The sequence below is a fragment of the Sphingomonas sp. LC-1 genome (genome assembly GCF_025371035.1).
In the GTDB taxonomy this organism is placed as follows: Bacteria; Pseudomonadota; Alphaproteobacteria; order Sphingomonadales; family Sphingomonadaceae; genus Sphingomonas; species Sphingomonas sanguinis_E.
The window spans coordinates 207,212-230,251 of sequence record NZ_JANZXB010000006.1; the positions used below are offsets into that span (position 1 = coordinate 207,212).

The 23,040-nt window shown below is 59.7% G+C and carries 24 protein-coding genes; 10 read left to right on the forward strand and 14 right to left on the reverse strand.

Going from position 1 to position 23,040, the window contains the following annotated elements; translation table 11 throughout:
• Positions 1 to 628: 628 nt before the first annotated feature.
• From NZL82_RS10945 to NZL82_RS19820, 5 genes are all read right to left on the reverse strand, one after another.
• On the reverse strand, positions 629 to 1,813 hold the full coding sequence (locus NZL82_RS10945) for a hypothetical protein (RefSeq protein ID WP_261269788.1): 1,185 nt from the start codon (positions 1,811 to 1,813) through the stop codon (positions 629 to 631).
• Between the two features lie 972 nt (positions 1,814 to 2,785).
• Positions 2,786 to 3,868, reverse strand: coding sequence for a PHB depolymerase family esterase (locus NZL82_RS10950; protein WP_261269789.1), 1,083 nt, complete (start codon positions 3,866 to 3,868; stop codon positions 2,786 to 2,788).
• 180 nt (positions 3,869 to 4,048) lie between these two features.
• Complete coding sequence (locus tag NZL82_RS10955) at positions 4,049 to 4,450, reverse strand: GNAT family N-acetyltransferase (protein ID WP_261269790.1); 402 nt, start codon at positions 4,448 to 4,450, stop codon at positions 4,049 to 4,051.
• A gap of 95 nt (positions 4,451 to 4,545) precedes the next feature.
• A complete protein-coding gene (locus NZL82_RS10960; protein WP_261269791.1) occupies positions 4,546 to 6,630 on the reverse strand; it encodes a PAS domain-containing sensor histidine kinase in 2,085 nt (694 codons plus the stop codon).
• A gap of 97 nt (positions 6,631 to 6,727) precedes the next feature.
• On the reverse strand, positions 6,728 to 6,976 hold the full coding sequence (locus NZL82_RS19820) for a helix-turn-helix domain-containing protein (RefSeq protein ID WP_405051366.1): 249 nt from the start codon (positions 6,974 to 6,976) through the stop codon (positions 6,728 to 6,730).
• A gap of 163 nt (positions 6,977 to 7,139) precedes the next feature.
• On the opposite strand from NZL82_RS19820, the gene NZL82_RS10965 reads away from it, so the two are divergent.
• The 7 genes from NZL82_RS10965 to NZL82_RS10995 all read left to right on the forward strand — a co-directional run bounded on the left by NZL82_RS10965 (position 7,140) and on the right by NZL82_RS10995 (position 10,183).
• Positions 7,140 to 7,514, forward strand: coding sequence for a hypothetical protein (locus NZL82_RS10965; protein WP_261269792.1), 375 nt, complete (start codon positions 7,140 to 7,142; stop codon positions 7,512 to 7,514).
• Positions 7,515 to 7,517: 3 nt separating this feature from the next.
• Positions 7,518 to 8,087 carry a hypothetical protein gene (locus tag NZL82_RS10970; RefSeq protein WP_261269793.1) on the forward strand — a complete coding sequence of 190 codons (570 nt, stop codon included), beginning with the start codon at positions 7,518 to 7,520 and terminating at the stop codon, positions 8,085 to 8,087.
• Between the two features lie 3 nt (positions 8,088 to 8,090).
• Positions 8,091 to 8,717, forward strand: coding sequence for a hypothetical protein (locus tag NZL82_RS10975; protein WP_261269794.1), 627 nt, complete (start codon positions 8,091 to 8,093; stop codon positions 8,715 to 8,717).
• Between the two features lies 1 nt (position 8,718).
• Entirely contained in the window at positions 8,719 to 9,012 is a 294-nt protein-coding gene (locus tag NZL82_RS10980; RefSeq protein WP_261269795.1) for a hypothetical protein, read from the forward strand.
• Position 9,013: 1 nt separating this feature from the next.
• Entirely contained in the window at positions 9,014 to 9,244 is a 231-nt protein-coding gene (locus NZL82_RS10985; protein ID WP_261269796.1) for a hypothetical protein, read from the forward strand.
• A complete protein-coding gene (locus tag NZL82_RS10990) occupies positions 9,241 to 9,600 on the forward strand; it encodes a hypothetical protein (protein ID WP_261269797.1) in 360 nt (119 codons plus the stop codon). The genes NZL82_RS10985 and NZL82_RS10990 overlap by 4 nt, the downstream gene beginning before the upstream one ends.
• Positions 9,601 to 9,685: 85 nt before the next feature.
• Positions 9,686 to 10,183 (forward strand): hypothetical protein, encoded by a 498-nt coding sequence (locus NZL82_RS10995; RefSeq protein WP_261269798.1) that lies wholly within the window; start codon positions 9,686 to 9,688, stop codon positions 10,181 to 10,183.
• 236 nt (positions 10,184 to 10,419) lie between these two features.
• Here the strand turns inward: NZL82_RS10995 and NZL82_RS11000 are convergent, their stop codons facing one another.
• From NZL82_RS11000 to NZL82_RS11010, 3 genes are all read right to left on the reverse strand, one after another.
• Positions 10,420 to 11,271 (reverse strand): DUF3800 domain-containing protein, encoded by an 852-nt coding sequence (locus NZL82_RS11000; protein WP_261269799.1) that lies wholly within the window; start codon positions 11,269 to 11,271, stop codon positions 10,420 to 10,422.
• A 156-nt stretch (positions 11,272 to 11,427) separates the two neighbouring features.
• Positions 11,428 to 12,018, reverse strand: a complete 591-nt coding sequence (locus tag NZL82_RS11005; protein ID WP_261269800.1) for a PIN domain-containing protein — start codon at positions 12,016 to 12,018, stop codon at positions 11,428 to 11,430.
• Between the two features lie 2 nt (positions 12,019 to 12,020).
• The gene (locus NZL82_RS11010; protein ID WP_261269801.1) at positions 12,021 to 12,476 is read right to left on the reverse strand and encodes an excisionase family DNA-binding protein; all 456 of its coding nucleotides are present in this window, start codon (positions 12,474 to 12,476) and stop codon (positions 12,021 to 12,023) included.
• A 162-nt stretch (positions 12,477 to 12,638) separates the two neighbouring features.
• On the opposite strand from NZL82_RS11010, the gene NZL82_RS11015 reads away from it, so the two are divergent.
• Genes NZL82_RS11015 through NZL82_RS11025 form a run of 3 tightly spaced genes read left to right on the forward strand, consistent with a single transcriptional unit; the run spans position 12,639 to position 14,538 of the window.
• On the forward strand, positions 12,639 to 12,842 hold the full coding sequence (locus NZL82_RS11015) for a hypothetical protein (protein WP_405051367.1): 204 nt from the start codon (positions 12,639 to 12,641) through the stop codon (positions 12,840 to 12,842).
• Positions 12,839 to 13,273 (forward strand): LexA family transcriptional regulator, encoded by a 435-nt coding sequence (locus tag NZL82_RS11020; protein ID WP_261269802.1) that lies wholly within the window; start codon positions 12,839 to 12,841, stop codon positions 13,271 to 13,273. Before NZL82_RS11015 ends, NZL82_RS11020 begins: the two co-directional genes overlap by 4 nt.
• The gene (locus NZL82_RS11025) at positions 13,270 to 14,538 is read left to right on the forward strand and encodes a Y-family DNA polymerase (protein WP_261269803.1); all 1,269 of its coding nucleotides are present in this window, start codon (positions 13,270 to 13,272) and stop codon (positions 14,536 to 14,538) included. Before NZL82_RS11020 ends, NZL82_RS11025 begins: the two co-directional genes overlap by 4 nt.
• Positions 14,539 to 14,594: 56 nt before the next feature.
• Here NZL82_RS11025 and NZL82_RS11030 read toward each other — a convergent pair whose 3' ends face one another.
• From NZL82_RS11030 to NZL82_RS11055, 6 genes are all read right to left on the reverse strand, one after another.
• Positions 14,595 to 14,804, reverse strand: coding sequence for a hypothetical protein (locus NZL82_RS11030; protein WP_261269804.1), 210 nt, complete (start codon positions 14,802 to 14,804; stop codon positions 14,595 to 14,597).
• Positions 14,805 to 15,485: 681 nt separating this feature from the next.
• Complete coding sequence (locus tag NZL82_RS11035; protein ID WP_261269805.1) at positions 15,486 to 16,955, reverse strand: SGNH/GDSL hydrolase family protein; 1,470 nt, start codon at positions 16,953 to 16,955, stop codon at positions 15,486 to 15,488.
• A 162-nt stretch (positions 16,956 to 17,117) separates the two neighbouring features.
• Positions 17,118 to 17,759, reverse strand: coding sequence for an SOS response-associated peptidase family protein (locus tag NZL82_RS11040; RefSeq protein ID WP_261269806.1), 642 nt, complete (start codon positions 17,757 to 17,759; stop codon positions 17,118 to 17,120).
• A 154-nt stretch (positions 17,760 to 17,913) separates the two neighbouring features.
• Positions 17,914 to 19,734 carry a methyl-accepting chemotaxis protein gene (locus tag NZL82_RS11045; protein ID WP_261269807.1) on the reverse strand — a complete coding sequence of 607 codons (1,821 nt, stop codon included), beginning with the start codon at positions 19,732 to 19,734 and terminating at the stop codon, positions 17,914 to 17,916.
• A 556-nt stretch (positions 19,735 to 20,290) separates the two neighbouring features.
• The gene (locus NZL82_RS11050) at positions 20,291 to 21,364 is read right to left on the reverse strand and encodes a hypothetical protein (protein ID WP_261269808.1); all 1,074 of its coding nucleotides are present in this window, start codon (positions 21,362 to 21,364) and stop codon (positions 20,291 to 20,293) included.
• Positions 21,365 to 21,618: 254 nt separating this feature from the next.
• Positions 21,619 to 22,533 (reverse strand): endonuclease/exonuclease/phosphatase family protein, encoded by a 915-nt coding sequence (locus NZL82_RS11055; RefSeq protein ID WP_261269809.1) that lies wholly within the window; start codon positions 22,531 to 22,533, stop codon positions 21,619 to 21,621.
• Between the last annotated feature and the right edge of the window lie 507 nt (positions 22,534 to 23,040).

The window sequence follows — 23,040 nt, forward strand, 5'->3', positions numbered from 1 at the left end:
AGTCAGTGCTTGGAGCTCAACGGACCGTTCCGCCGGCGGCACTCGGTTATCAATCGGCCCAACAATGGGCTTGGTGGCACATGCATCCTCCACTTCTCACCCACACTGAAAATGATTGTATGCGGTGAGTGTATTAAGAGATCAGCGACGGCGTCGTCGTCAACCAAGAGGCCGCCCATATGTCTGCTACGATCGATAGGGAAGCGCCATGCGCGACTGTCGACAATGAGTAAAAATGTGTCAGAGGGCGGAAGGCGTCCTTCGTAGCTTAATATAAGCATGGGTTTCCGGTCACACAAAGCGAGGAAGTAACTGCTCGAATTGCGGCCAAAGCGATAGATTGCCGCCCCACGATCCTGGCCAGCGTCAAATCTATAATGCCAGCCAGCCTGTGACCACTCACGCTGTGCCGGATGCGCCGGGTGGCGAATATGGGAGCACGTTACTGCGGCGATTCCTATCGCGACTATCAGGACAATTTGCGACAGCCGCGTCATCGGGCCAAGGTGCACCAATCAACGAATGTCTTCAATTGGGCGATTACCGCCAGTCTGCTCCCGGTGCTGCAAACGCCCGTACTGATGGCTAAAACTGGGAAGAAAACAGCACCTCAAGAAGTTGGCGGTGCCTACCGAAGCCGCTCAGAATAGCCCTTAAGTTGAAGAGCCTTACGCGGAGACAACGCCCGTCCTACAGTCGCGATCATCGCGTCGCCCTCTTTCAAGCGGCCTTGCAAGAAAAGACACCGAGCCTGTTCAACCAGAGCGCGTTCGCGAACAGGCAAGTTACCATAAGGATCGAAAAACGAGTCTACTCGCGAGCCATCCTCCACACCTGTCCAGCCAAAGCGGACTTCTGCTGGCGTCTGCGCCGCCAACTTGCGGTAGCGCTGCGTTGCCTCGGCAAGCGTGATCCTTCCTGCGAGCAGTTCGAAGCGGGTGCGTAACAACGAGCTTGCCGGCCCAGGCGCGTCGGCTTCAAGGCGATCGAGAACCGAGCCGAGCCATGCCACATTGATGTTGCCCGTTTCAGCCTGCATTCCCAAGATATTAAAAGCCGCGATCGCCGCCAAATGCGTTAACGTCGTTGCCGCATTCACTTCAGCTACTGTCGGTCGAGGGTTTTCCGAAGCGCGCACCAGCTCGATCGTCGGGTCCAGCGAAAGGATCGCCTCAAGATCGGGCTTATGGAAATAGCCGATCACGACCAGCACGGTCTTGCCCGGCCTAGCCGCAGCAGCGGCACGGATCCGCTGTGCCTGCATGAAAGTGCGATAGAGGTATAGCCTACGGGGCAGATCCTGATCTGCGCGAGGCGACGGTTTGGCGGCCCAGACAGTGACCTTTGACGTCTCCGTGGCGTCTTCGGCCGCGAAAAAGTCTCGTTTCAATGCACTCGGATCTGGGAAGGTAAGGAATCCCTGAAAACCGGATGCTCGGCGCACCTCCAAAGGTGTATCCAGATCAAGGCCGAAGCCGAGAATCTGATCCTCGACCGGTGGCATCCAGTCGATGGGACACAGCGCCGTGTGAGATGTCTCGGCATAGGGGAGGATAATGCCCTGAACCTCGTAGGTATACTCGTAATAGCTACCACGCGCTGCTTGCTCTGGCGGTCGCTCAATACAGATCGCATCGGGCCGGGTCTGCTGCAGGTAAGCGGCGAGAAAACCAGGCTGGTCCGATTGAGAGACGAGTTGCGCCCCATGATCTACCCCAAGAATAATCACACGGGTTCGACGGGCTTGTTCGGCAGGCGCGGGCTGCGAGACCAAACCTGTCAGCAGCAGAAGACACAAAGCCACAAACCGCATGAACATCGACCCTGATAGTGCTGGAGCGGCCCAGCGGACCGGCGGCTTGTCACCCGCCAATGCGAGTCGGACCCGTGTCGGGGTGTACGGTCGCGACAACGGTGGTGATACTTCTCCGCAGCGGTCACGTTTTAGCGGCATTCTATAGGTCATCTCAGCCGCACCAAGCGACCAACGCTCACGGTACATGTCCAGAAGTGGGCAGCGCCCCAAAGGATCCAGAACGTCTGCAATTGGGCGATAGCGGACGTTCGGGCGGGCAGACTTACTGCTGCTCGCGACCGATAAACCCATATTTAACGAAGCCAACATCAGGGTGTTCAGCAATCCAAGCAGACAAGCAGTTTGATGCGCGATCCGATCGGGTAAGTGCCAGTGTCACAGTCGCCCTATCACCGGATTGAACTATTTTTGCAGGGGCATGACACTTCGCGATGGCTGCCTTCATCTCGCTGACCTCTGCCGCAGGGCCTTCAGCGAACGGGAAAGCTACAAGCTGTTTAGCAGGATCGGCCAACAGCAACGACGCTATAACTAGGATCATCCCCCGATCATGCCCCCACTTTGGAATGGCTGCAATTGGGCGGAAGCTGACGCAGCTTTATTCGGAGCGAGCCCCATGAGCGGGACTCGAACCCGCCAAACAAACTCTCCGTCGAGGCTTGCCCCCCGCCGACCGTGTCAGGGACCCTGGCTAGGATAGCCGGACGCCGCTCAGTCTAGCAACAGTACGCTGCCCTTCTGGAAACTCGGGCCGTGCCCATCGCATCGCCAAAGCAATCGCCGCGTCGCTCACACGTTAAACGGGAGTGGTTTTGCTTCCCCGTCCATCGCCGCTTAACATGCCGATCAATCCTTCGGCTCTACCGGCTCTTTCACTTCGCAAAATGAGCGCGGCGTCATCCCGCGATGATCAGGAAAAGGGGGCCGCCCTAATATAGCGATAGACGGCGCTATGCCGACTGCGCAGCTTTATGGCTTCATGAGCCCGGCCGCCCTCAGTGCGCCATTGATCGTGGTCGTCGGGTCAAAGCGCATCGACCGTACGGATGCCTGTTTCTGCGGTACGGCCGCGACAGTGTCTACCGGCCGGGCCGGCGCTGCCGCGGGCACGATGCCCCATGCCGCAGCAATCCGGTAAGTGGAGGAAAGGCCTACAGGGAGCATATGTGGCCCCGGCACGCCACAGGCCTCATCGCCATCGGTAGCCAGTGGCGTCCCATGTCCCATGCCCGTGACCATATACTCTTCAATCACCACACGTCCGTCCTGGTTATGCCAGGTGCGGCGGCTGTGGCTATCGATCCGCTCAGTTATGTCTGGCTCGCCGACGCCGTGGATTCCCCGCCACTGGTCGACGATCAGCCCGGCGTTGACCGCGTCAACCGTGGGGTCTGCCGTGCCATGCCAGATCGAGACTGTTGGCCAGGGCCCGCCATGCGCGGCTGCCTTGCGCACCCGATCACTCAGGGTAGCGCGGTCGTGGCCGCGACCGCGCATGCGTTCGAGTGCTTCCGGCACGCTGTGAGCAGTGTCGAATGGCAGCCCCGCGATAATCGCGCCACCGGCAAAAAGCTCGGGATGACACGCCAGCATTGCGGACGTCATCGCGCCGCCCGCGGACAGGCCGGTGACGAAGACCCGTGCCGGATCGAGTTCATAGCGCCCAACCGCCGCGATAATCATCTCACGGATCGATCCGACCTCCCCGCTACCTCGCCGCGTATCTTCGGGCACGAACCAGTTGAAACAGAGGTTGGGGTTATTGGCGCGCTGCTGCTCGGGAAACAGGAGCGCGAAACCGAACCTGTCCGCTAGCGTCGACCAGCCTGCGCCATGATCGTACGAGCCTGCGGTCTGCGTGCATCCGTGCAGCACGACGACGAGCGGCGCATGGGTGGGCAAACCGTGCGGAATGTGCAGATACCCCCGCAGAGCACCGGGATTCTGACCAAAATCATCGATCGGCGTGAGAGGGGCGGCTTGCTGAGCCGTCAGGTTCGCGGAGGCGGCAAGGTCGCGAAGATGGGCGATGGTGTCGGAAATTGAGCGCATAGCGGTGCCCCTTTTCGGCAGAGGGGAGCAATGGATAGGCTATGCCTGCCGCACACATCCTATTGTGCATTGCAGCATAATTGGTGTTCCAGGGCTCGCGGCGCAAGGCATTCTGAATTCGGGCCTTGGTCGCCCATTAAATAGAGCCATCAGCATCGACCCTGAGCCGATGGCTCCAAGTTAAAGGTCTCTGCGGAAAAACAGCTCCGGCTCGTCTAGCGGCAGTAGCCCATCAATCCGCCCAGCGGCGGTCCAACCGGTCCCATTGATGAGCGACAACGCCGCCGTATTAGCGCCCCCGGTAGATATATAAATTCGTCCGCTTAGCGCTGTCCCGAGGGCTTGGGTTAATGCTTGGGCAACCCCCCTGCGTCGGTAATTATCATCTACGACCAGCTTGTTGACATAGTCCTTGCCGATGCATCCACCGTGTTGCCAAGCGAGGTATCCGACGACGGTAGCGTCCACCTCCGCCACCAGCATTCGCCTTTCGACAATCTCATTAACGCGATCGCCCAAAAGACGGTCGAATTCCATCAATCGCGGCAGGTCACGCGGCTCCCCGCGCCGGATGGCGACCATATGCAAGCCCCTCATATCGTTAGTCTAATTACGGCACACCGACTGAAACGTTGCAAGCGTGGCGATCGACTAACTGATACGGTTCCGGTGGAAATTTAGTCGTTTGTCGCCATCATCTCATTCACCTTGCTGGTCAGCGCATCGAGCGTGAACGGCTTGGTCAAAAGCTCCATGCCTGGCTCGAGATGTCCATTCCCCACCGCCGCATTCTCTGCATAGCCCGTGATGAATAAGACCTTCAGGCCGGGGCGCAACGATCGCCCGGCGTCAGCCACCTGTCGTCCGTTCATGCCGTTGGGCAACCCGACATCCGTAATGAGTAGATCGATACGCGCACCGGATTGCAGCACTTTCAGCCCCGCCGCACCATCTGCTGCGCCAATGACGGTATAGCCCACCTCGTCCAGCACCTCGTCGACCAGATGCCGGATGGTCGCTTCATCGTCGACGATAAGGATCGTGCCGCTGCCGTGATCCGGCAATGCTGCCACCATCTCTTCCACGTCGTCTTCGGCATCGCCCACATAGCGGGGCAGATAGATGCAGATGGTCGTCCCCATACCGAGCTCGGAATATATACGGACCTGCCCACCTGACTGCCTGGCAAACCCGTAGATCATCGACAGACCCAAGCCCGTCCCGTGCCCCAGGGGCTTGGTCGTGAAGAATGGCTCAAACGCACGATCGATCGTATGCTGATCCATGCCAGTCCCGGTATCCGTGACGCAGATAGATAGGTACTGCCCTGGGGGAAGATCGCGTTCCCTGCCGCTCCGATCATCGAGCCACTTGTTGGCCGTCTCGATCGTCAGCCTTCCCCCTTCAGGCATAGCGTCGCGGGCATTGATGCACAGGTTGAGCAACGCGTTTTCGAGTTGCCCAGCATCGATGCAAGCTGGCCACAAGCCCCCGGCGCCAACCACTTCCAGGCTGGTTTCCGGCCCCATCGTCCGGCGGAGCATGTCTTCTAGGCCGCTAATCAACCGATTGACGTCGGTGGGGCGCGGATCAAGGGTTTGGCGGCGGGAGAACGCCAGCAGGCGCTGGGTCAGCGAGGCGGCGCGACGGCCCGCGCCTTGGGCCGCAAGAATGAAGCGGTCCAGATCCTCCAATCGCCCCCGTGCGACGCGGTGCTGGAGGAGTTCGAGGTTGCCCATCATGCCGGTGAGCAGATTGTTGAAGTCGTGGGCCAAGCCACCCGTAAGCTGGCCCACCGCCTCCATCTTTTGCGCCTGGCGCAACGCCTCTTCGGTTCGGTGCTGCTCGGTCAGATCGCGACCGATGATGTAGAACAGGTCCGAACCTACGTCCGGTACCGCCGTCCACATGATCGTGCGAGCGCTGCCGTCGCTCGCCAGCACATGATCGACGAAGCCGGTGACCATCTCCCCCGCCGCCAGCTGCGCGACAACATCGGCAGTTTCGGCATAATCGGTCGGGTCAATGAATTCGACAAAGGGCCGTGAGAGCAATTCGGCTTCTACCCAGCCCAGCAGCCGCGTCCAGGCCGGGTTCACCTGAACCAAGTAGCCATCCAATCGGGCGGTTGCCATCAAGTCGTTGGTCAGCTGCCAAACCCGGTCCCGTTCTGCGGTGCGTTCCTCCACCCGCTGTTCGAGGATCAGGTTCGCGGCCTTCAGCTGTGCTTGGCTTTTTTCCAGCGCGGCATCTGCCAGCACGCGTGCGGTCGTCTCGTTGGTGAAGATGAAAAGGCCTGCAATCCCACCCTCTGCGTCTAGGACACGCGAATAGGAGAAGGTGAACCACGTATCGGCAGCGCCGCGATCCGTGTCGAGCTTCCATGGCAGATCGTTGAAGCGCTGGCTTCGTCCAGCAAAGGCTTCGTCAATGATGGGCTTGGCCTGTTCCCAAGCGTCAGACCAAACGTCCTTGAACGGGGTGCCCATTGCCCAGTCGCGGCGAGGCCCCAGCAGCGGGATGTAGGTATCGTTGAAGAAGAACGTCAGATCGTCCCGCCCCCATGCGAGGATCATCGATTCCGGGGAATTGAGCAGGAGGCTCAATGCAACCTTCAGTCCCTCGGGCCACGTCTCCGGCTCACCGAGGGGATGTCCGGTCCAATCCCGTTCAAGGATCAGCCGGGCAGCTTCACCGCCACCGGATAGGAAGCCTAACGAGCGAGTGAGTTGCGGTGTATCGACTTGGTCGTGACGGGACATATGAGGCTGAATGCCCCAAGCGTCTCTGCGTTCAATTTCGTCAGATCAAGTTTATGATAACGCTGTAAATTGCCTACGCTTGGTCGCGGCTGCCGGATCAGGTAGTTTCAGGTTTCGCCAAGCGGACACCGACGCCGCCGGACGTCGTATCCCCGTCAGCCAAGAACTGCACGCCAGCAGCTTCGAGAACGCCCTGCATAGCCGCCAAGTTATTCGCGATCGGAGTGGACCGCTTTGCCTCGAAGTTTCGAACCGTTGACGGCCCTAGGTTCGCGGCTGCCGCCAACTCTTCCTGAGACACACCGACAAGCGCCCTTCCAGCGCGACACGTTTCAGGGGTCAACATATTCGCGGATTACCAGAATAACGAAAAATACGCAAGACAACGGTTTTCGTTTGACCATCACGATAAGCCGTGTATAACGGTTTTCGTTACTCGACGAGCCGAGCGGAGGATTAGGCCCCTCCACCCGGCTCTGACCACAACCGATCTATGAAGGAGATCGACTATGGCTACTGCCGCGCATAGCATCCTTGCGCCTGCCGTCCAGACGGCGGATTGCATCAACGCCCCTACCCCTGCGAATGACACCGCTCCCTGCTGGACGACCGACCGGCGCGCCCGTGCGATCCTGGCGACTGTCGCTGCGCATCCGCCTCATGGCGAATGGCACCGCCCGCGCTTCGGCAACACCGTCGACGAATATTGGACCTATGTTGGCTATCGCTTCGACTGCCTGACGGCGATCCGGGACGCGTACGGCCAGAAGGCGCTGGAGCATTATCACGCCACCGGCAACTTCGCGGTGTTCAGCGCCTATTGCGATGCCCCCAACGTCAACGATGCGATCGAAGCGGCTCGCGAAGCCGGGCGGGAGGGCTGAACGATGGCCAGCTATGCAATCGCGGCAACCGTGACCGACCCCGTCACGGCCATTGCCGACATGTCGCTCGCGATCGAGCGCGTCATCGTCACAATGGACAATGCCAACAGCGAGCTCATGGAGCAGGTGGTCGGGCGGCTGAATGACCCGGCGTCGCCCATGCATCATGCCGCCTTTGGCGCGTGGTGCACGCACCAGATCGCCTCCGAGAAGCTGGTCGAGATCAGCACGGTACTGGACGAGGTGGAAGACAGGCTGTCGACCCCGCCGGACAAATCGCAGGCACAGGAAGCCGAGCATGCCGAATGGCATCGCGCGCACGCGGCCTGGACCGAGGCACACGCAACCGTTCGGCGATACAATGCGACGCCGGGCGGCGTTCCGGACGATGTGATGGACGCCGCCGTTCGGATCGAACGCGAAACCGTCTATCAACTTGCTGCCGCGCCTGCGCCGAACCGTGCCGCCGTTGGCATCAAGATCAACGCCTTGCTCGACTATCTCGAAAACTGCGCGATTGACGAGGCGGCGCTGCGCACGATCGCGGCCGACGCACTGCGGGCGGAGGGCTGAACCATGACTACCGAAACCACCCGTCGCGCCCTGTTCGGGGGCGCTGGCCTCGTCGCGCTTGCCGCTGCCGTGCCGGCAGTCGCATCGACAATGTCCGCCAGTTCGAGCGTCAGCCCTGCCCTGGCCAGGCTGATCGCGGTTAGCGCGGAAGCCTGGCAGGTGTCGGAGGACCACGACAATTTGATCCTGAAACCCGCTGATAAGGCGGCAAAGGCGCTTGCATCCCAGATCCCGCATGTCGCGGTCGACATTGATGGTGATCCTTACTGGACCACTGCGAACCCGGGGGCGGTCAACGTCGCCCGTGGACTCGTCGAACGTGATCCGGCGCGCAACCATCCCAATAGCCCCGGACTGCGCCGTCTGGTTGCGGCCGACCTTCAACGGCAGCGTCTCCGCACCCGTATCCATCGCGACACGGGCCTGACTGCTGCGGTCGATCGCAGCAACGCCCTGAACGACGCCTATGCCAATGCCGAGTCGGCCGTTGCGACGCACCCGGTCAGCACCGTCACCGACCTGCACGCGAAGCTGGCGTTCATGATCAAGAACGACATGGGCGATGGCCGTGATTGGCTGGAAGAGATTGCAGACGACGTGGCCCGCATCGCGAACGTGGAGGGCCGCTGACATGTCGACCACCAGCGAAGCCTTCTGCGCGCTGCTCGACGCTTCTGAAACCGCCAGCCGCCGCTTTAACCGCCTGCCGTCCGACTTGGAGGAACAAGACCCCATCACGTTTGAGCAGGAGGAACAGGCGGTATGTGCAGCATCGCATGACGCAGACCTTGCCGAACCAACGACCTGGGCGGAATTTACCCGTCTGCTGGAACACATGTCGTATTGTGGCGCCAGCGCCATTGATGACGACAATGCTGCCCGGCTGTTGGCTCATGCGAAGCGCCTCAACGGGGAGGGGCGCTGACATGGCCACCCTCCCCCACCCCACGTCCTTCAACCCAACCGCCTGGCTCCACGCCCTCGTTCAGATCGGCGGCGGCTATGCCCTGACGTCCGACCGCAAGCTGTGGCTGGTCATCCAGGAATGCCCATCGGATGACCTGACGCCGCTAATGGCACAGATCGTCGGGCATCCTGACCGAGCGGAGGCGGTGCGCCAGACCATCGAGCAGCGGCACTATGGGGAGGCGGCATGATGGGACACGCTGCCGTCACCCCACCGCCCAGCGCCCACCGTGCGATGCCCTGGCGCCGATCGCGCCGCCGTCCCTGGCATCGGCTGGACCGGGTCGCATCGCCACATGCAGTGTTGGCCACCATCCCTTCCCTGCCCCGTGCTGAATTGGCGCGGATCACCGAACGGCTGATCGACCGCATGAACGAGCTGGACGGGGATTCCGATGTAGAACTGAACGGTGACGAACTGGACGGCACCGTCGCAGAAGACGACTTCTGCGACCAGAATGCCGACTGGTTAGAGCATCCCGGCTGCCCGGTCAGCGATCCCGGAGAGGACAACGGCGATCACGAACTGGAGGAACCCCACGAATAACATCGCTCTACCGTCGCCGGTCCCGTCCCGGCGCATGGAACACAGGCCCGTCGCTCGCGATCGTCGAGCGGCGGGCTCTCCGCGTGTGCATCGGTTCCGCGACAGCCTGGCCCTTTCCGAGAGCTTCGTGGACGCGGATTGGTGGCTCCCGCTGTACCGGCGCGCCTTCCCGACGATGGTGTCAGCGGTGGCCGTGCGCGAAGATGGATGGGCGCAGCGAGGCGGGATAGACCGGCTGCTCACGCTCTCCTGCGGGCGGACGTACGCCGTCGACGAGAAGGTGCGGATGCACGACTGGCCCGATGTCTTGCTGGAGCGCTGGTCAGACGAAGCGCGCCGGGTACCTGGGTGGATCCAGAAGCCGTTGGCAGCCGACTTCATAGGGTACGCCTATGCCCCGGCCGGGATGTGCCTGTTGCTGCCCGTCGTGCCGCTACAGCGCGCTTGGCGACAGCATGGGCGCAAGTGGATTAGCCTCTACGGGACGCGGTCAGCGCAGAACCCCGGGTATGTGTCCGTCGGGGTCCCGGTGCCGCGCCACGTGCTGATGCAGGCGATCGTTGAGGCGATGGTGGTAGGCTAATCTTCACTCATAGGCAGGCCCAGAGTCGAGCCGACTCATATTCGCGACGAATGGAGTCGGGCACCAATTATGCGGTGTTGAACCGAGATTCCTGGGGGCTTACCAAGGTGGCGGCGGGATGCGCCGGAACACCCTTCTGCCTGAACGCCCAGTGCGTGACGGCAGCCGTTCAGATGGTTGCCCACAGGATGGTGGCCTATCGACTGATCGGTGTCAGGAAGGCCGGGGCCCGTCACCTATCCCCAGCTATATCCGTAAGCCTCAAATAGTGGACGATCGTTGATGGGAATCTCGCCTTGATGCCCAAAAGGCAGCCGCAAAAGGCCGAAACCAGCTGCGCTACGCTGTTTCGGGGCTTTGGCCACGCGAGGATGAAGGGCAAGCGCAGGTTCGGTCGAATAAGCCGATGACTTACTGTCTAAACCTTGGAAGAACGCGCTTGCGGCTATGTCAGCCAACTGAAGCCCAGCCAGCCCACTGTGCGGCCGGACGTCACACAAGCCAGCGTGAAGAACGCCAGGTACGACTTCCTTTGCCTTGAGGAACGTCCTGCCGGTTTCAGCTTGAGCACACAGAGTATCGATATACCCGCGCAAGTGCGTATAATCGTGGCCGCCGCGCTCCGAAAAAATGATGCGCGCAGCCTCTATGCCTCGTTTTTCGACCTTGGATCGGTTAGCGCACCACTGTGTCACGCGCTCCAACAGGAGGCGCAGACACCAGTTGTAAAACTCGCCGCGGCCGAACGAACTCCCAATCCTCTTGTTTTGATAACCCCGCATGTTTGTCTTATGCGAGGCAACGATAAAAATTCGCACGTCCTTGCCAGCAAGCATGCGACACACTCGCGCCTGATTCGACCGCGATAGCTTGCGATAGTGGATCGGCGATCGGCCCTGCGCCCGTACAGCCTCCCTCATGTCGGCGATCCACGCTGGCGCATCTTGCTCTCGCGCATCCCGGATCACCACTGCCGATACAACAAACCACTCGGACGCCGCTTCAAGCTCAGCGGCGGATTTTTGTTTCACACCAGGATCGCCCGCCTCGTCGATGTATACGACGTATCGCGGAGTCGGCAGTTTCATTGCGCCATCCTAGCGCTCAACAATCCAGAGTGCCAAACGTACATTTTTCGACTCAACGCAATCATCGGTATCAGGACCGATGACGTGACACCAATCGCCACCATTCTTGAATCGAGGGCTGTCGGCAACTCATGTCTATGGCCATGCTTGTCGGCATTAGAGCGACAAGACATGTGCTCTTAATACGTCAACCGTCTCCGTAAGCCCGTCGGCTTCCATATCGAGCAGTAACATTTCCGCCGTCTTCTCTGGCCTTTTGAGCCTTTGCCTCATCAGTCGAATCGCGGCTACAGCACGGCCAGGATCAAGGGCAATCGTATCCGCGATGAACTGGTCCGCAGAACGGACTTCCATGTTGCGGGACCGTAAAAATTCGTCAGGAAAATCCCTGAGGTTTTCTGTGACGATAGTAGCGGCCTGGGTCTTGAGGGCAGCCGCGAGCACATGGGCATCGCCCGGATCGGGCAGCCCATCACACGCCGGAAGGAATGCTTCATAGTCTTCGACGGTCGCGTCCTCAAAGGCAGCCTCCATAACCACCCGAGCCCGATTGGCATGTCGCGTTGGGTCCGCCGCCCCCTTCCCAGTCAGTATTTTAGCAATGGCTACTTCGGTTTCATCCATCACCTTTCGCGACCAGCGCACACGAAAGAATTCGGCTTCGGCAAGCGTAAGCAACAGGTTGCGCTTCAGCGTCCCCGCAAGGGTGCAGGCATCAATGAAAGCGGTGTACCTGTTAGCGAACAAACCTACAGGTACTCCGCATCCATTTCAGCAAGAGACGCCAAAGCCGCCCCCCGCTTGTCGTCTCGCGCCCGCTTGTATGAGAATAGATCCTCAGCCTTAATACGACGATGTCGACCTACCATATCAAACGTAATCTCCCCCTTCTCTAAAAGTGAGATCAAGAACGGACGAGATACGTTCAATATGTCAGCTGCCTGCTGGGTGGTAAGCATTTGGCTAACCGGAACCAAAGTTACGGCATCTCCACGCCCAACATGGCGCAACACCTCCATCAGGAGCTTCGAAAGCCCAGGAGTAAGGGTTACCTCTGTTGGTTTCTTGTCGTCATCAAGAAGCCGGAGCGTTGCGTCGCCCGAAACTTGTGCTGCGAGAATTTGGCGAAGCTGATTTGCCGCCGCCTTCTCGAGCGCGGAAGGCAGGCGGCTGCCGAGCTCCTCGGCAAAGGCGGGCATGGTCATTGGGGGGCGTCTCCGTTGCCAGCCGTCTATGCGATAATCGCAATAAACGCAATAACCGAAATATCTGAAGTCCGGTATAGTTCCGGTTAACATCCCAACCCCTTGACGCATGTTCCCTTTTCGTTCCAGCTAGGCCGGGTCACGAATCGCTGGAATATGAGCATGATGCAGCACGACCCCCGCCTGCGCGAAGCCGCGCGCGCCATCTATGAGGCTTGCTATCCTTCAGATGAATGGGCGCAGTTCGCGTTCGAAGAGGCGGAGCGATACGGGACCGTGCATTACCGTCAGGCCGTCGATGGCGCATTGGCAGCACGTGCCTGCCTAGCTGCCGCTGGCGAACAGCTCGCGCTTCCCGTCACGTGACACCTCAGCCTGCGATGCGCCTGCATGACGTGCCGTTCGACCTCGTCCCGCGCGAGGTGCCGTTCTTCCTGTGCCGGACCCCGGCGGGCTTCCCATCGCCCGCCCAGGACGACATGGAAGAGCCGATCGATCTGGGGGCTTGGCTCGTCGAGCATCCCGCCGCCAGTTACATCATGCGGGTCGAAGGCGGATCGATGGCAGGCGCCGGGATCACGGACGGCGACCTGATCGTGGTCAACCGCGCCAAGCGAGCCCGCGCCGGTTCGATCGTCGTCGCGCTGGTTCATGGCGAACGCACGCTGAAGCGCCTCAAGCAGATGGACGGCCGCTATTGGCTGGTCCCGGAGGCGGACGGCTTCTCCCACATTCTCGTCGACGAATATGTCGAGATATGGGGCGTCGTGGTGGGTGTAGCGCGCAAGGTCGTATGACGTCGCCAATCGCCCTGATCGACTGCAACAACTACTACGTCAGCTGTGAACGAGCGTTCGACTCCAGCCTGGTGGGCGTGCCGGTCATCGTGCTGTCGAACAACGATGGCTGCGCGATCGCGCGGTCTGCCGAGGCGAAGGCGCTGGGCATTAAGATGGGTGATCCGGCCCATCACCTGCGCGATCTGATTCGACGCCACGGCATTCAGGTCCGCTCGTCCAATTACACCCTCTATGGCGACATGCAGCGCCGCGTCTTGGCTGCCTGCCAGGCGTTCGTCCGAGACTTCGAGATATACTCGATCGATGAAATATTCCTCGACCTGACCGGGTTCGATGACCGCGACCTGGTCGACCACGCCCATCGCCTCCGCGCTCAGGTCCTGCGCTGGACGACGATTCCCACCTGTGTCGGCATCGCGGACACCAAGACGCTGGCCAAGCTGGCGAACGCTGCCGCGAAGAAGCAGCCGCGCTTCGGTGGTGTCGCGGACCTGCGGGACGAACGTCTGTGCCAAGACGTGATGCAGGCTTTCCCCGTCGGTGACGTCTGGGGCGTCGGCAAGGCCACAGCGATGAAGCTGATAGCAATGGGTGTAACCACCGCCGCCGGGCTTCGGGACATGCCCATGAAGCAGGCTCGAGGCGTCGGGACGGTCGTCTTGGAGCGACTGGTCGCTGAGCTGCGCGGCATCCCTGCTGAGGCTGTTGAGACAGTCGCGCCGCAGCGGAAGGGCATGGCCGTCACGCGATCCTTCGGGACGCCCGTCACGGACTTCGACGGCCTGATGGGCGCGCTATCTCAATATGCGCTTCGGGCCGGGGAGAAACTGCGCAATCATGGTCTCGTCGCAGGGCGCCTGACGGCATTCTTCCATACCAACAAGCACAAGCCCGACCGCCCCCAATATGCCGGATCCCGAGCAGTCACGCTCCACCCGATGACGAGTGATAGCTTGGAATTGATCGCCGCCGCCCGGCGGTGTGCCGAGCGTGCCTGGCGCGATGGATACGCCTACACGAAGGCCGGGATATTACTCGACGACCTGATGGCGGCGGATGATCGCCCCCGGACGCTATTCGAGGCAGACACGGAAAAGCGCGACCGCCTCATGGCTGCGCTCGACGAGGTGAACGGGCGCTTCGGGACGTTCACCGCGGTCACTGCTGGACAGGGCTTTAAACGGCAATGGCGCCTTCGATCGGAGATGCGGTCACCCGCTTGGACGACGCGTATCGATGAGGTGCCGACGGTTCGGGCGTGAAGCAAATCACCACTGGCCGCTCTGGAAAAGGAATGGCCAGTGGCTTGATCGGCCAATTAGTCGCAGGACGACTCCTCAGTGAAGCTATCAGGTCCCGGCCGTCCGAAAAATTGAGACGTACCATCGCAGTAGATAATCGACTCTCCGACAAATTCGCCGCGATCGTAATAGAGGGTCCGCAGATGGACGCCGCCCGCCTGTGCCAGAGCAATAGTCGGGGTAACGGCACACATCGCTGTCAAAATGCCGAGCACCAAACGCTTCATAACGACTCTCCCTTTGTGGCCAGGGCAGCCTACATGAATAAAACTTCACGGAAAGACATTTACAGCGGTTTGGCAATGCTGCGTGTTGGGAAAACCGGCATCTAATTTTTTATGCGCTAAGTGGAATATAGGCGTTGGCGTCCGAAGGGATCCTCGGCTCGACCACTACGGCTTACGGGGCGGCATCCGGCGACGAAACATGCGGTTGATCGCGCCCGTGCCGGCAACTGCCTGCTGTAACAAATCATGTCGCGGGGACCCTGTCCAAGACAGCCCCGTTTGAAGCGTCTCTAACCTACATTCGCCTAGACGCTTTTGGGAGCGGTTGCATGAAACGAACCACCGGGTTTTTAGGCGTCGGTCTTATCGGTGCCATGGTGTTGGGCGGCTCGATCGCTGGAGGGTACTTGGACCAGCGCTTCAAGCCTCAGACCGCCGCCACGTCGTCGTTCGGACAGGGCGCGTCGCCTGCGCAGGAGATGGAACGCCGGAGAGGTAGAGCCGCAACCGCCGCAGTAGCCGAGGCAGCCGTCCGCTAGGCAAATTGAACGGTCTCACCCCAGCAATCGGGATATTGCCGCAGTCGGTTGAAATGTTGGTCGTCTTCCTCGGCGTTTCACATCAGCGAGACACGCATCGTCCGCCCGCCACCCCGAAATGGAGCGGCGAGCGTTTTGCCATCTAGCGGAGCTTTGCTTTGTCCGACTGGGGAATGGCTTTGACGATCGCAGTAACTGCTACAGCATAGGGGTGGACGCCTTCGGGCGTCGGCTGGCTTGCAAGAACCGGCCAGGTCCCAGGCGAGGCTGCGTCATACCAGAAGGGCTTGGTGTCAATATAAGCAGCTATACGGCCCTCAGCGCCCGCTTCCTTATAGGCCTCCAACTGCCACTTGAAGCCACTGCCCCAGCCACCCGTGGGGGTTCCCCATTCGTTGCCGGTCGCAGCCGTTTGCCCTGCCCGGCTCATCCACAGGTCGGTGCTCGTCGTGCGAGGAAGAACGCCGGTCGCAACGACGCGTATCCCAGGGTAACGCGCCGCGAACCGGTCGATGAAGCCGACATAGTAGGCCTTCATCGTCGTGTACTTGCTGTTCAGGTCATTCTGGCCCAGCTGGTTGATCAACACCGTGAAGGGCAACGCGCGCCCAGTGTTGAACTCCGCCGCTTGATCAATCACCTGCCAGCGCAAAAGCGCGCCGGTATTCAGCTCGAGGTTCGACTTGGCTCCCGGCATGCCAATCATGAAGTGCGGCACGCGCCCATAGGTCGTATCTGCGGTGTCCAGCCATTTGCGTAGCCAGCCCAGATTGCCACGGGTGTCGGCCTCGACTGCATATTCCTGACGAGACTCGCCGATGCTGTCCACCGTGCCTAGCGCGACTGGGCGACCATCCCATCCCTTCGCGACGCACAGGTCAGGGCCATAATAAGCAGGCTGTGATTGGCCGCTTCCGGTATCGAGCGAAGCGGTACTGAAGTCATTGGGGGTGTCCAGATGTGCCGTGACGCTTGCTAGGTCAGCACCGCCCCATACGCGTTCACCGCGTCCTGGCTGAATACGATAGACCGGGATCTGTTTCTCGCCAGCGGCGGTGTGATAGGCGGTGGTCATCGCGACGTCGCTGTTCGCGGGGATACCACCCGGCAAGTCAATGGCGTCGGTCCACACGCCAGTTGAGCCGCTATCGATCGTTGCCGCAGAGGTATTATTAAAAGTCGCGCGAACCTTCGTGGCGCCGATCGACATCCAGAAGCCGTCGACAGTCGTTGCGTTGCCCGGCAGAATCGACTCCTGCGGCGCGCTGCCGCCTTCGGTCGAGGCGAAACCGGCAAAGTGGCAGCGGACCGACGTAACGGCGCTCTGAGGAGAGCCAACCAATATCCGCGTCATAACGAACGGCGTTTCGTTCGCGGCGGTAACTAACGAACCACTCGGCATGCGCAACCGGGTAAAGGCAATCATGTAACGGTCGGGATTCCCGGCCGCCGGGGTCGGCGTCGCTGTGGGAGTTGGTGTCGGAGTTGGCGTAGGTGTGGGCATGACGATCGGTAGCCCATCAGGCGAATTAAATGAGCCATTCATCGCGACGGTGCAGCTGCCGATCATCAAAGACAGCGCGAGCGGAATGCTCGTTGCAGCGGTACCCATATCAATTGCCCCCAGACTTTCCCTGTTCAGGGGCAACTGCAATCAATCGAGAATTACGTCTAATCTAGAATAATTTGCGCAAATCTCAAATGTGGACGGATGGCACGATCAGTCTATGACGTCATGAAACTCCGACTTTACGGCTAGCATATCGGCTGGCATTCACTTCGCCGTTTTATCGAGGTTACGGGTCGGAAAGACCGGCCCCCGTACTCTCATCCTATCGGCGGGATATGGCCGCTGAAGCGCCACAGCCTCGTCTGCCGGCGCGCGCAACCAAGTCGTTATATCCTCTGGATGCAGGACGGTAATCATCGCCTTCGGGTGAATGGGCTCGACCAACTCGTTCGCGTCGCAGGTGACCATCGCAAACGACCGCCCCTCGACCGTCTGCTTCCAGAACCCGGCGATGGCGAAAATCGGCTGATCGGTGACGCTGAACCACATCTCACCTTTTAGCGGCGGCTTGCCGTCCCCCAGGTCGTGGCGTTCGGGGGTGAACTCGCAGAACTCGGTGAGCGGGATGATACAGCGGTTCGCCGGATCAGCGGCTAGGCGACGCCACTGCGGCAGTTCCAGGTTTCGCACGTTGGTCATGGGGTATGGAGCTTTCCCGCCCAGCACGTCCCAGGACATGACATCCCAGGCGCGCTCGCCGTCCTGTTCGCGGATCACATAGCTACGCGCCTTGGGACGCAATTCCTGCGGGTGGAAGCGGTTGTCGCGCGGCCGCTCGTCAAACAGCTTGGCGGCCGATTGGAATATCGTCTGTGGCTCACCATCAAATCGGGCTCGGTTACACATGTGCTCGACTGCCCTATGGTTACCGTAAGCCACTTCAACGTTCTAGTAAGGGTCTGTTTCCTATGGCTTTAGGCTGACCAGAGGCTTGGTGAGCCGCGCTGGCTCACCCCTGCTCAAACGAGGCCCGACTGCGCGGAAGCTGCCGGGGGTCTTCTCAAAATTCCGACCAATCCTCGGAAAATGCTGCGCTGCCTCCGGAGACAAGACGCATTGCAGCTTTCGGGGCCAGCCGAGTCCGTGAGCCAGTAGCTTGGGTCGCGCGGATCCCCGACGCACGAATCTGGAAGCGAGAGACATGTCCCGCCAACTCGTCCGCCTTGTCCGTCAGCTCACGAGCCGCCGCAGTCGTTTCTTCGACCATAGCCGCGTTGCGCTGGGTCACACCGTCCATCTCCTCGACAGCAACATTAACCTGCCCCAAGCCAATAGCCTGCTGTTCCGCCGAGTTGGCCAAGCTATTGATCAATGCCGTAATCTCCTGGACTCGGCCGATGATTTGATCGAGAGATCGCCCTGTCTCCGCCACCAGTTCAACACCAGTCCCAATCTGCTGATTGCTGGCCAAGATTCGCGCCTTTACGTCCTTGGCCGCATCTGCCGAACGCTGTGCCAGCGCTCGAACTTCAGAGGCGACGACAGCGAAGCCCTTGCCCGCGTCGCCGGCACGCGCCGCCTCGACTCCGGCGTTCAGCGCCAACAGATTGGTCTGGAACGCGATGCCATCGATCACGCTGATTATCTCCGAGATCTCATGGCTGGACCGCTCGATACCGCTCATCGCGGCGACTGCATCGCGTACGACCTGCCCACCATTTTGCGCCGCGCTGCTGGCGTCAGCTGCCACCGTATCGGCACGTTTCGCATCCGATGCCGAACGCCCAACCATATCCGTGATCTGCTGCATTGAGGCAGCGGTCTCTTCCAAGCTCGCGGCCTGCTGCTCAGTGCGCTGGGACAGGTCCTCGGAAGCTAAACGTATCTCTCCCGAGGCCGCACGAAGGCCTTCGGAAACACCACTTACCGCGATCATCGCCTGCTCAACCTGAGCCATGGCGTTATTGAAGTCGGTGGCCAGAGAAGCAAAGGGCTCGTCCAGTTCGACATTGATACGAGCAGTTAAATCACCGGCCGCCAATGACTGCATCCCCGCACCGATCGTGGAAACGATTAGTGCCGCTTGATCTTCTTTCTGACGGTCGGCTTGTGCAAGTTGATCGCGCAGGGCCATGGCCGCGCGCATCATTTCCCCAACCTCATCCCGAGCATCGTTCGCGGGGATGGCGACGGCGCGCTCCCCAGCCGCCAGCTTGCCAAGCACGCCGCTCATCGCCCCTACAGGGCGGGCAACGAGGCGAACCAATAGAATCAGCATGGCGATGGTCAGCAGTGCGACCGACAACACAGTCCCGATCATGATCCGATGACTGGTGACGTAATTGGCCTCAGCCTCTTCAACCAGCACATCGATAGCTCGGGATTGCTTGAGACGCAGCGTATCAGCCGCCTTGTTGACGGTTACGAAATAGGGCCGAGCGATACGAAAAAGCTCGATCGCATTCGGTGAGCCTACTGCTGCCGCCTGCAATGTTTCCTTGGCGTGGGACTGATACTCATTCCAGTCGCGGACGAAGGTATCGAGCGCGGTTCGTGTTTCGTCGTCAGCCAGACGTGGCCGAAGCCAGCGCGTCCGCTCCGCTATCTGGTCCCGCAGTTCGTCCAGCCGCCGTTGCGCAACCGCACGATCTTCGCGGGTAACGGATAAAAGATGTTGCCCGACGGTGGCGCGATACGTCGCTGTACTAGCGTTGATGACAGCGATCGCCTCGAACTGGGACCGCTGCTCACCACCCAGATTGACCGCAACGTCGCGCATATCGCCCAAGCGAACGACGGCGAGTGCCGCTAGTCCCATGAGCGCGATCAGCAGAATGGAAAAGCACGCGATGAGCTTTCCGGAGATGCGGAGATTTTGCACGGAGGCAGTCCCTTCGATCCATTGGCGCCCCCCAGCGCTGGGCGCGCCAACTGCCTACCGAGAATTAACTTTATAATATTAATCAAGGTTAAAATTGATTAAGACTTCTCATGCCCATCATGAGGATGATACGCCTGACATAACCGACCATTGCTGTAAGCACCGGCAGCGCCATCACCAGCGCAAGGGCGCCGATCTGAACCCAGTCCAGAACGTTGCGCCACCTGCTCGCCGGCGGATTATTTGATCGGCTTCGCACCAGGCGTACCGCACTTGGCGAACTTCCCATTCGCAGCCTTACAGCGCGTGGCCTTCGGTGCGGCCGCCTCAGGACACTTCACAAATTTGCCCTTCGCGTCGCGGCACGGCGCTGCGATCGATGGCGTAGCAACGGCGATGAGTGACAGAGCGGATGCGATAACGGCAAGCGAGCGCATTGGTCTTCTCCTGCCCGCGAGTCGGGCTAGTGCGATGGTATTACTCGTTACGCCTCCGCGCTAGGGATAGGGGTGCGATTCAAGAAATGCCCCATCTTCCTTATGTAAAACGACGCCTCTCAAAAAATATCGCCATTATCGCGCTCAATGTAGTCTTGATCACCTCGGGCTCCAGCTAAACTCTTTGCACCCCGGCCATCATCGGGTCTGCGAACATATTCATTGAAGCGATCATGCCCGCGTTGACCGCCATGACAATGCACACTTCCTTGGCCTCCCTCGCCTGCTCGACCACCTCGACCAGGCTGGCCAACAAAACCCGGTTCTCCGGGCACGCCACCTTCCTGCCGCACCGAGAAGAATTTCAGCATCTCTATGGGATCGGAAGCGGCAACGAAGAACACTGCGGCTCCATTGCCACCCCGACCTGCATCACCGCCCCGGCCTGGCATCCCACCATAGCCCCCGTGGCCGCCGTCACCCCCGCCAGAACGACAAAAGCCGAACCCGCTCGATGAGCGTTGGCCATTAGCACCAATACCGCCGTTGCCCCCACGCCCGCCTTTGCCGCCGCGTCCACCAGGCAAACCATCAAAGAATAGTTCAACGCACTCTGACTGAGGCTTGGTTCCCGTTCCAAGCCGTATCCTTTTTATAAAAAGAAAAATTGGCGGCAAATTGAGTGTGCCACCCGTTCCGCCTGGCGGCCCTTCATATCCGTTACCGCCATCCACACCGCGTCGTTGCGATGTGCCTTGGCCGGGAACGCCGTCTTGCGCTTTCCCGCCATCAGCACCCTTCAACATCTCAGCTATTTGAAGATCAAATTCGATTCCAACCGGCCGACAGATGATTGCCCTGACCTGCGGGTTATCAATAATCACCTCATCCGCTGCAATGGCAATGAAAGGAAAGCTAAGCATATTCGAAAATGCCAGTTTCCCGCTATTAAAAACTTTTAATGTTTTTACTCTGAGAACCGCGTCCTCAAAAATTACAGTCCCTTTTATATCAAAGGCACCCCTTTTTGCAGTCGCCTTTATGACTCGAACTGCTTCCTCTATACCAGCAGCGATACTAGCGCCAATATCTTCGGATTGCCGCCCCTTTTCATCTCCATTTCCGAAAAACGTATCAACGTCATCTTCGGTGAGATGAAAGTCAGAAGGATTTGCTTCGGAATCATCAATCATACCAACCCCTGTTGTGATGTGATGCCACGACAGCGATACTATATGAAATTATAGATCTGCGCCACAATCGCATTTATTGGCTAGTAGAAAAATTTTGAACCACCGCTTATAACATAATTCGTATATTTAGATCATATATCTAAAACTTATTTATAACCAATTAGGGAATAACAATAGTCATAGTAACTTATACCACTCCATACTAATTTCCCTAATTATTAACATTGGCAGCATGCGGGGAGCATGCATTTTAGTCATCGGACTAGTAGCGCGCTAACCGGGCAGTGGTCGGAAAGGTGCTTCTGGCCCGGCGCATAGGTCGTCTCCGTGAACCCACTCGCCTGCCCCGCCGCCCGACGATCAAAGACGATGTGATCAATGAAAGAGCGATACCGAGGATCGCAACGCGGCGTCACACCTTCATCAGCCAGCCGTAGATCGGCGTTGGCGGGGTCGCCATCGTCCAGTTCGGTCCAGACCGCATCGTCAGGTTCAGCCAAGCGACGGTTCCAGTCCCCCAGGACAATGAATCGATCAGGACCAACAGCCGCTCGGTCAATCCAGTCCTCCAACACCGGCACCTGCTGTTGCAGAACACCACAGGCCTGAGCGCGGTCGCCTTGGAAGCAGCCGGACTTGAGATGGACCGCCAGCAAGCGGACAGGCTGATGTCCTGGCGCCCTCACGCGAATATCGACACCGGAACGCAACTTTGGGTTGCCGAGCTGTAGCGCCGTGACATCCGGGTTGCGGTCAAACGGCACGCCCTTCCTGATCGCGAACCCAACGGCTTGGCGGATAAACTGCTGTCCCGGCTGCTTGCCGCCACAACTGCCCGACGCGGCACCGGGGCGCTGCTCCATCACGATTGTGTACCGCCTCGTGTCGAACACCCGCGCCGCGGCCGCCTCGTTCTCTGCCTCTTGGAAAGCAATCACGTCAGCATCGAGTGTGTCCACGATTTGGCGCATGGCCACATAGTCGGCATCAGTTCGCGGCTCGCATCCTGCGCCGTCCTTCTCGGCTAAGAACTCCAGATTCCAGGACGCCACCTTGAGTGGGCGGGTTGCGATCGCGCCCTCGACGCCATCACGGGGAGCGACCTGCGGGACGGTGCAGGACGCCAGAATGGCAAGCGATGATGCAAAAAAAACAGAGCGAATGGTCATGCCTGAGGTGTGCCAAGGCATGCGCTAGGGCACAATGCCTTCAGAGCCCAGATGCAGCCGAATACCGCCTATCGGCGGCAAATGCCAACCGGATAGGCGTATCCACCCCTGATCACCTATGCCTACCGATGCCGCCAAACATGTATGGGGGTTTGAGATTCATCCACACCCTACGCAAGCTTCGCTTAGGAAAAAGGGAGCATTCCTGCGGGTTTACGGATACGGCTCTGCCGATCCCAAACGACTAATTTTTGATCCCATCCGATCCCAATGGCCAAGTCATTGACGCGCGTTGCAAAAATCGTAGTCGATCGGGATCACGTAGCCTGCAGCGTTGAGGATCCAAGCTGCTTGTTCTTTGTCGTCGAACCGGCCTAAGTTGTAGCGCGACGATCTGGATGAGAAGTTAGCGACGATCAGGATGAGAAGCGCTGATCGCGACGAGGTCGTTTTGGTGTGTTTGATTGCCGCTGGCAAGACCTATGTCTCAGGTTGATTGTCGGGGAG

Excerpts from the sequence above, each read along its gene's own strand:
- NZL82_RS10970 (WP_261269793.1), top strand. The coding sequence starts at position 7,518 with ATGGCCAGCTATGCAATCGCGGCAACCGTGACCGACCCCGTCACGGCC.
- NZL82_RS10965 (WP_261269792.1), top strand. The coding sequence starts at position 7,140 with ATGGCTACTGCCGCGCATAGCATCCTTGCGCCTGCCGTCCAGACGGCG.
- NZL82_RS11040 (WP_261269806.1), bottom strand. The coding sequence starts at position 17,759 with ATGTGTAACCGAGCCCGATTTGATGGTGAGCCACAGACGATATTCCAA.
- NZL82_RS11025 (WP_261269803.1), top strand. The coding sequence starts at position 13,270 with ATGACGTCGCCAATCGCCCTGATCGACTGCAACAACTACTACGTCAGC.
- NZL82_RS11030 (WP_261269804.1), bottom strand. The coding sequence starts at position 14,804 with ATGAAGCGTTTGGTGCTCGGCATTTTGACAGCGATGTGTGCCGTTACC.
- NZL82_RS10980 (WP_261269795.1), top strand. The coding sequence starts at position 8,719 with ATGTCGACCACCAGCGAAGCCTTCTGCGCGCTGCTCGACGCTTCTGAA.
- NZL82_RS10955 (WP_261269790.1), bottom strand. The coding sequence starts at position 4,450 with ATGGTCGCCATCCGGCGCGGGGAGCCGCGTGACCTGCCGCGATTGATG.
- NZL82_RS19820 (WP_405051366.1), bottom strand. The coding sequence starts at position 6,976 with ATGTTGACCCCTGAAACGTGTCGCGCTGGAAGGGCGCTTGTCGGTGTG.
- NZL82_RS11000 (WP_261269799.1), bottom strand. The coding sequence starts at position 11,271 with ATGAAACTGCCGACTCCGCGATACGTCGTATACATCGACGAGGCGGGC.
- NZL82_RS11055 (WP_261269809.1), bottom strand. The coding sequence starts at position 22,533 with ATGACCATTCGCTCTGTTTTTTTTGCATCATCGCTTGCCATTCTGGCG.
- NZL82_RS11035 (WP_261269805.1), bottom strand. The coding sequence starts at position 16,955 with ATGGGTACCGCTGCAACGAGCATTCCGCTCGCGCTGTCTTTGATGATC.
- NZL82_RS11010 (WP_261269801.1), bottom strand. The coding sequence starts at position 12,476 with ATGACCATGCCCGCCTTTGCCGAGGAGCTCGGCAGCCGCCTGCCTTCC.
- NZL82_RS11015 (WP_405051367.1), top strand. The coding sequence starts at position 12,639 with ATGATGCAGCACGACCCCCGCCTGCGCGAAGCCGCGCGCGCCATCTAT.
- NZL82_RS10945 (WP_261269788.1), bottom strand. The coding sequence starts at position 1,813 with ATGCGGTTTGTGGCTTTGTGTCTTCTGCTGCTGACAGGTTTGGTCTCG.
- NZL82_RS10960 (WP_261269791.1), bottom strand. The coding sequence starts at position 6,630 with ATGTCCCGTCACGACCAAGTCGATACACCGCAACTCACTCGCTCGTTA.
- NZL82_RS10950 (WP_261269789.1), bottom strand. The coding sequence starts at position 3,868 with ATGCGCTCAATTTCCGACACCATCGCCCATCTTCGCGACCTTGCCGCC.
- NZL82_RS10985 (WP_261269796.1), top strand. The coding sequence starts at position 9,014 with ATGGCCACCCTCCCCCACCCCACGTCCTTCAACCCAACCGCCTGGCTC.
- NZL82_RS11050 (WP_261269808.1), bottom strand. The coding sequence starts at position 21,364 with ATGATTGATGATTCCGAAGCAAATCCTTCTGACTTTCATCTCACCGAA.
- NZL82_RS10990 (WP_261269797.1), top strand. The coding sequence starts at position 9,241 with ATGATGGGACACGCTGCCGTCACCCCACCGCCCAGCGCCCACCGTGCG.
- NZL82_RS10975 (WP_261269794.1), top strand. The coding sequence starts at position 8,091 with ATGACTACCGAAACCACCCGTCGCGCCCTGTTCGGGGGCGCTGGCCTC.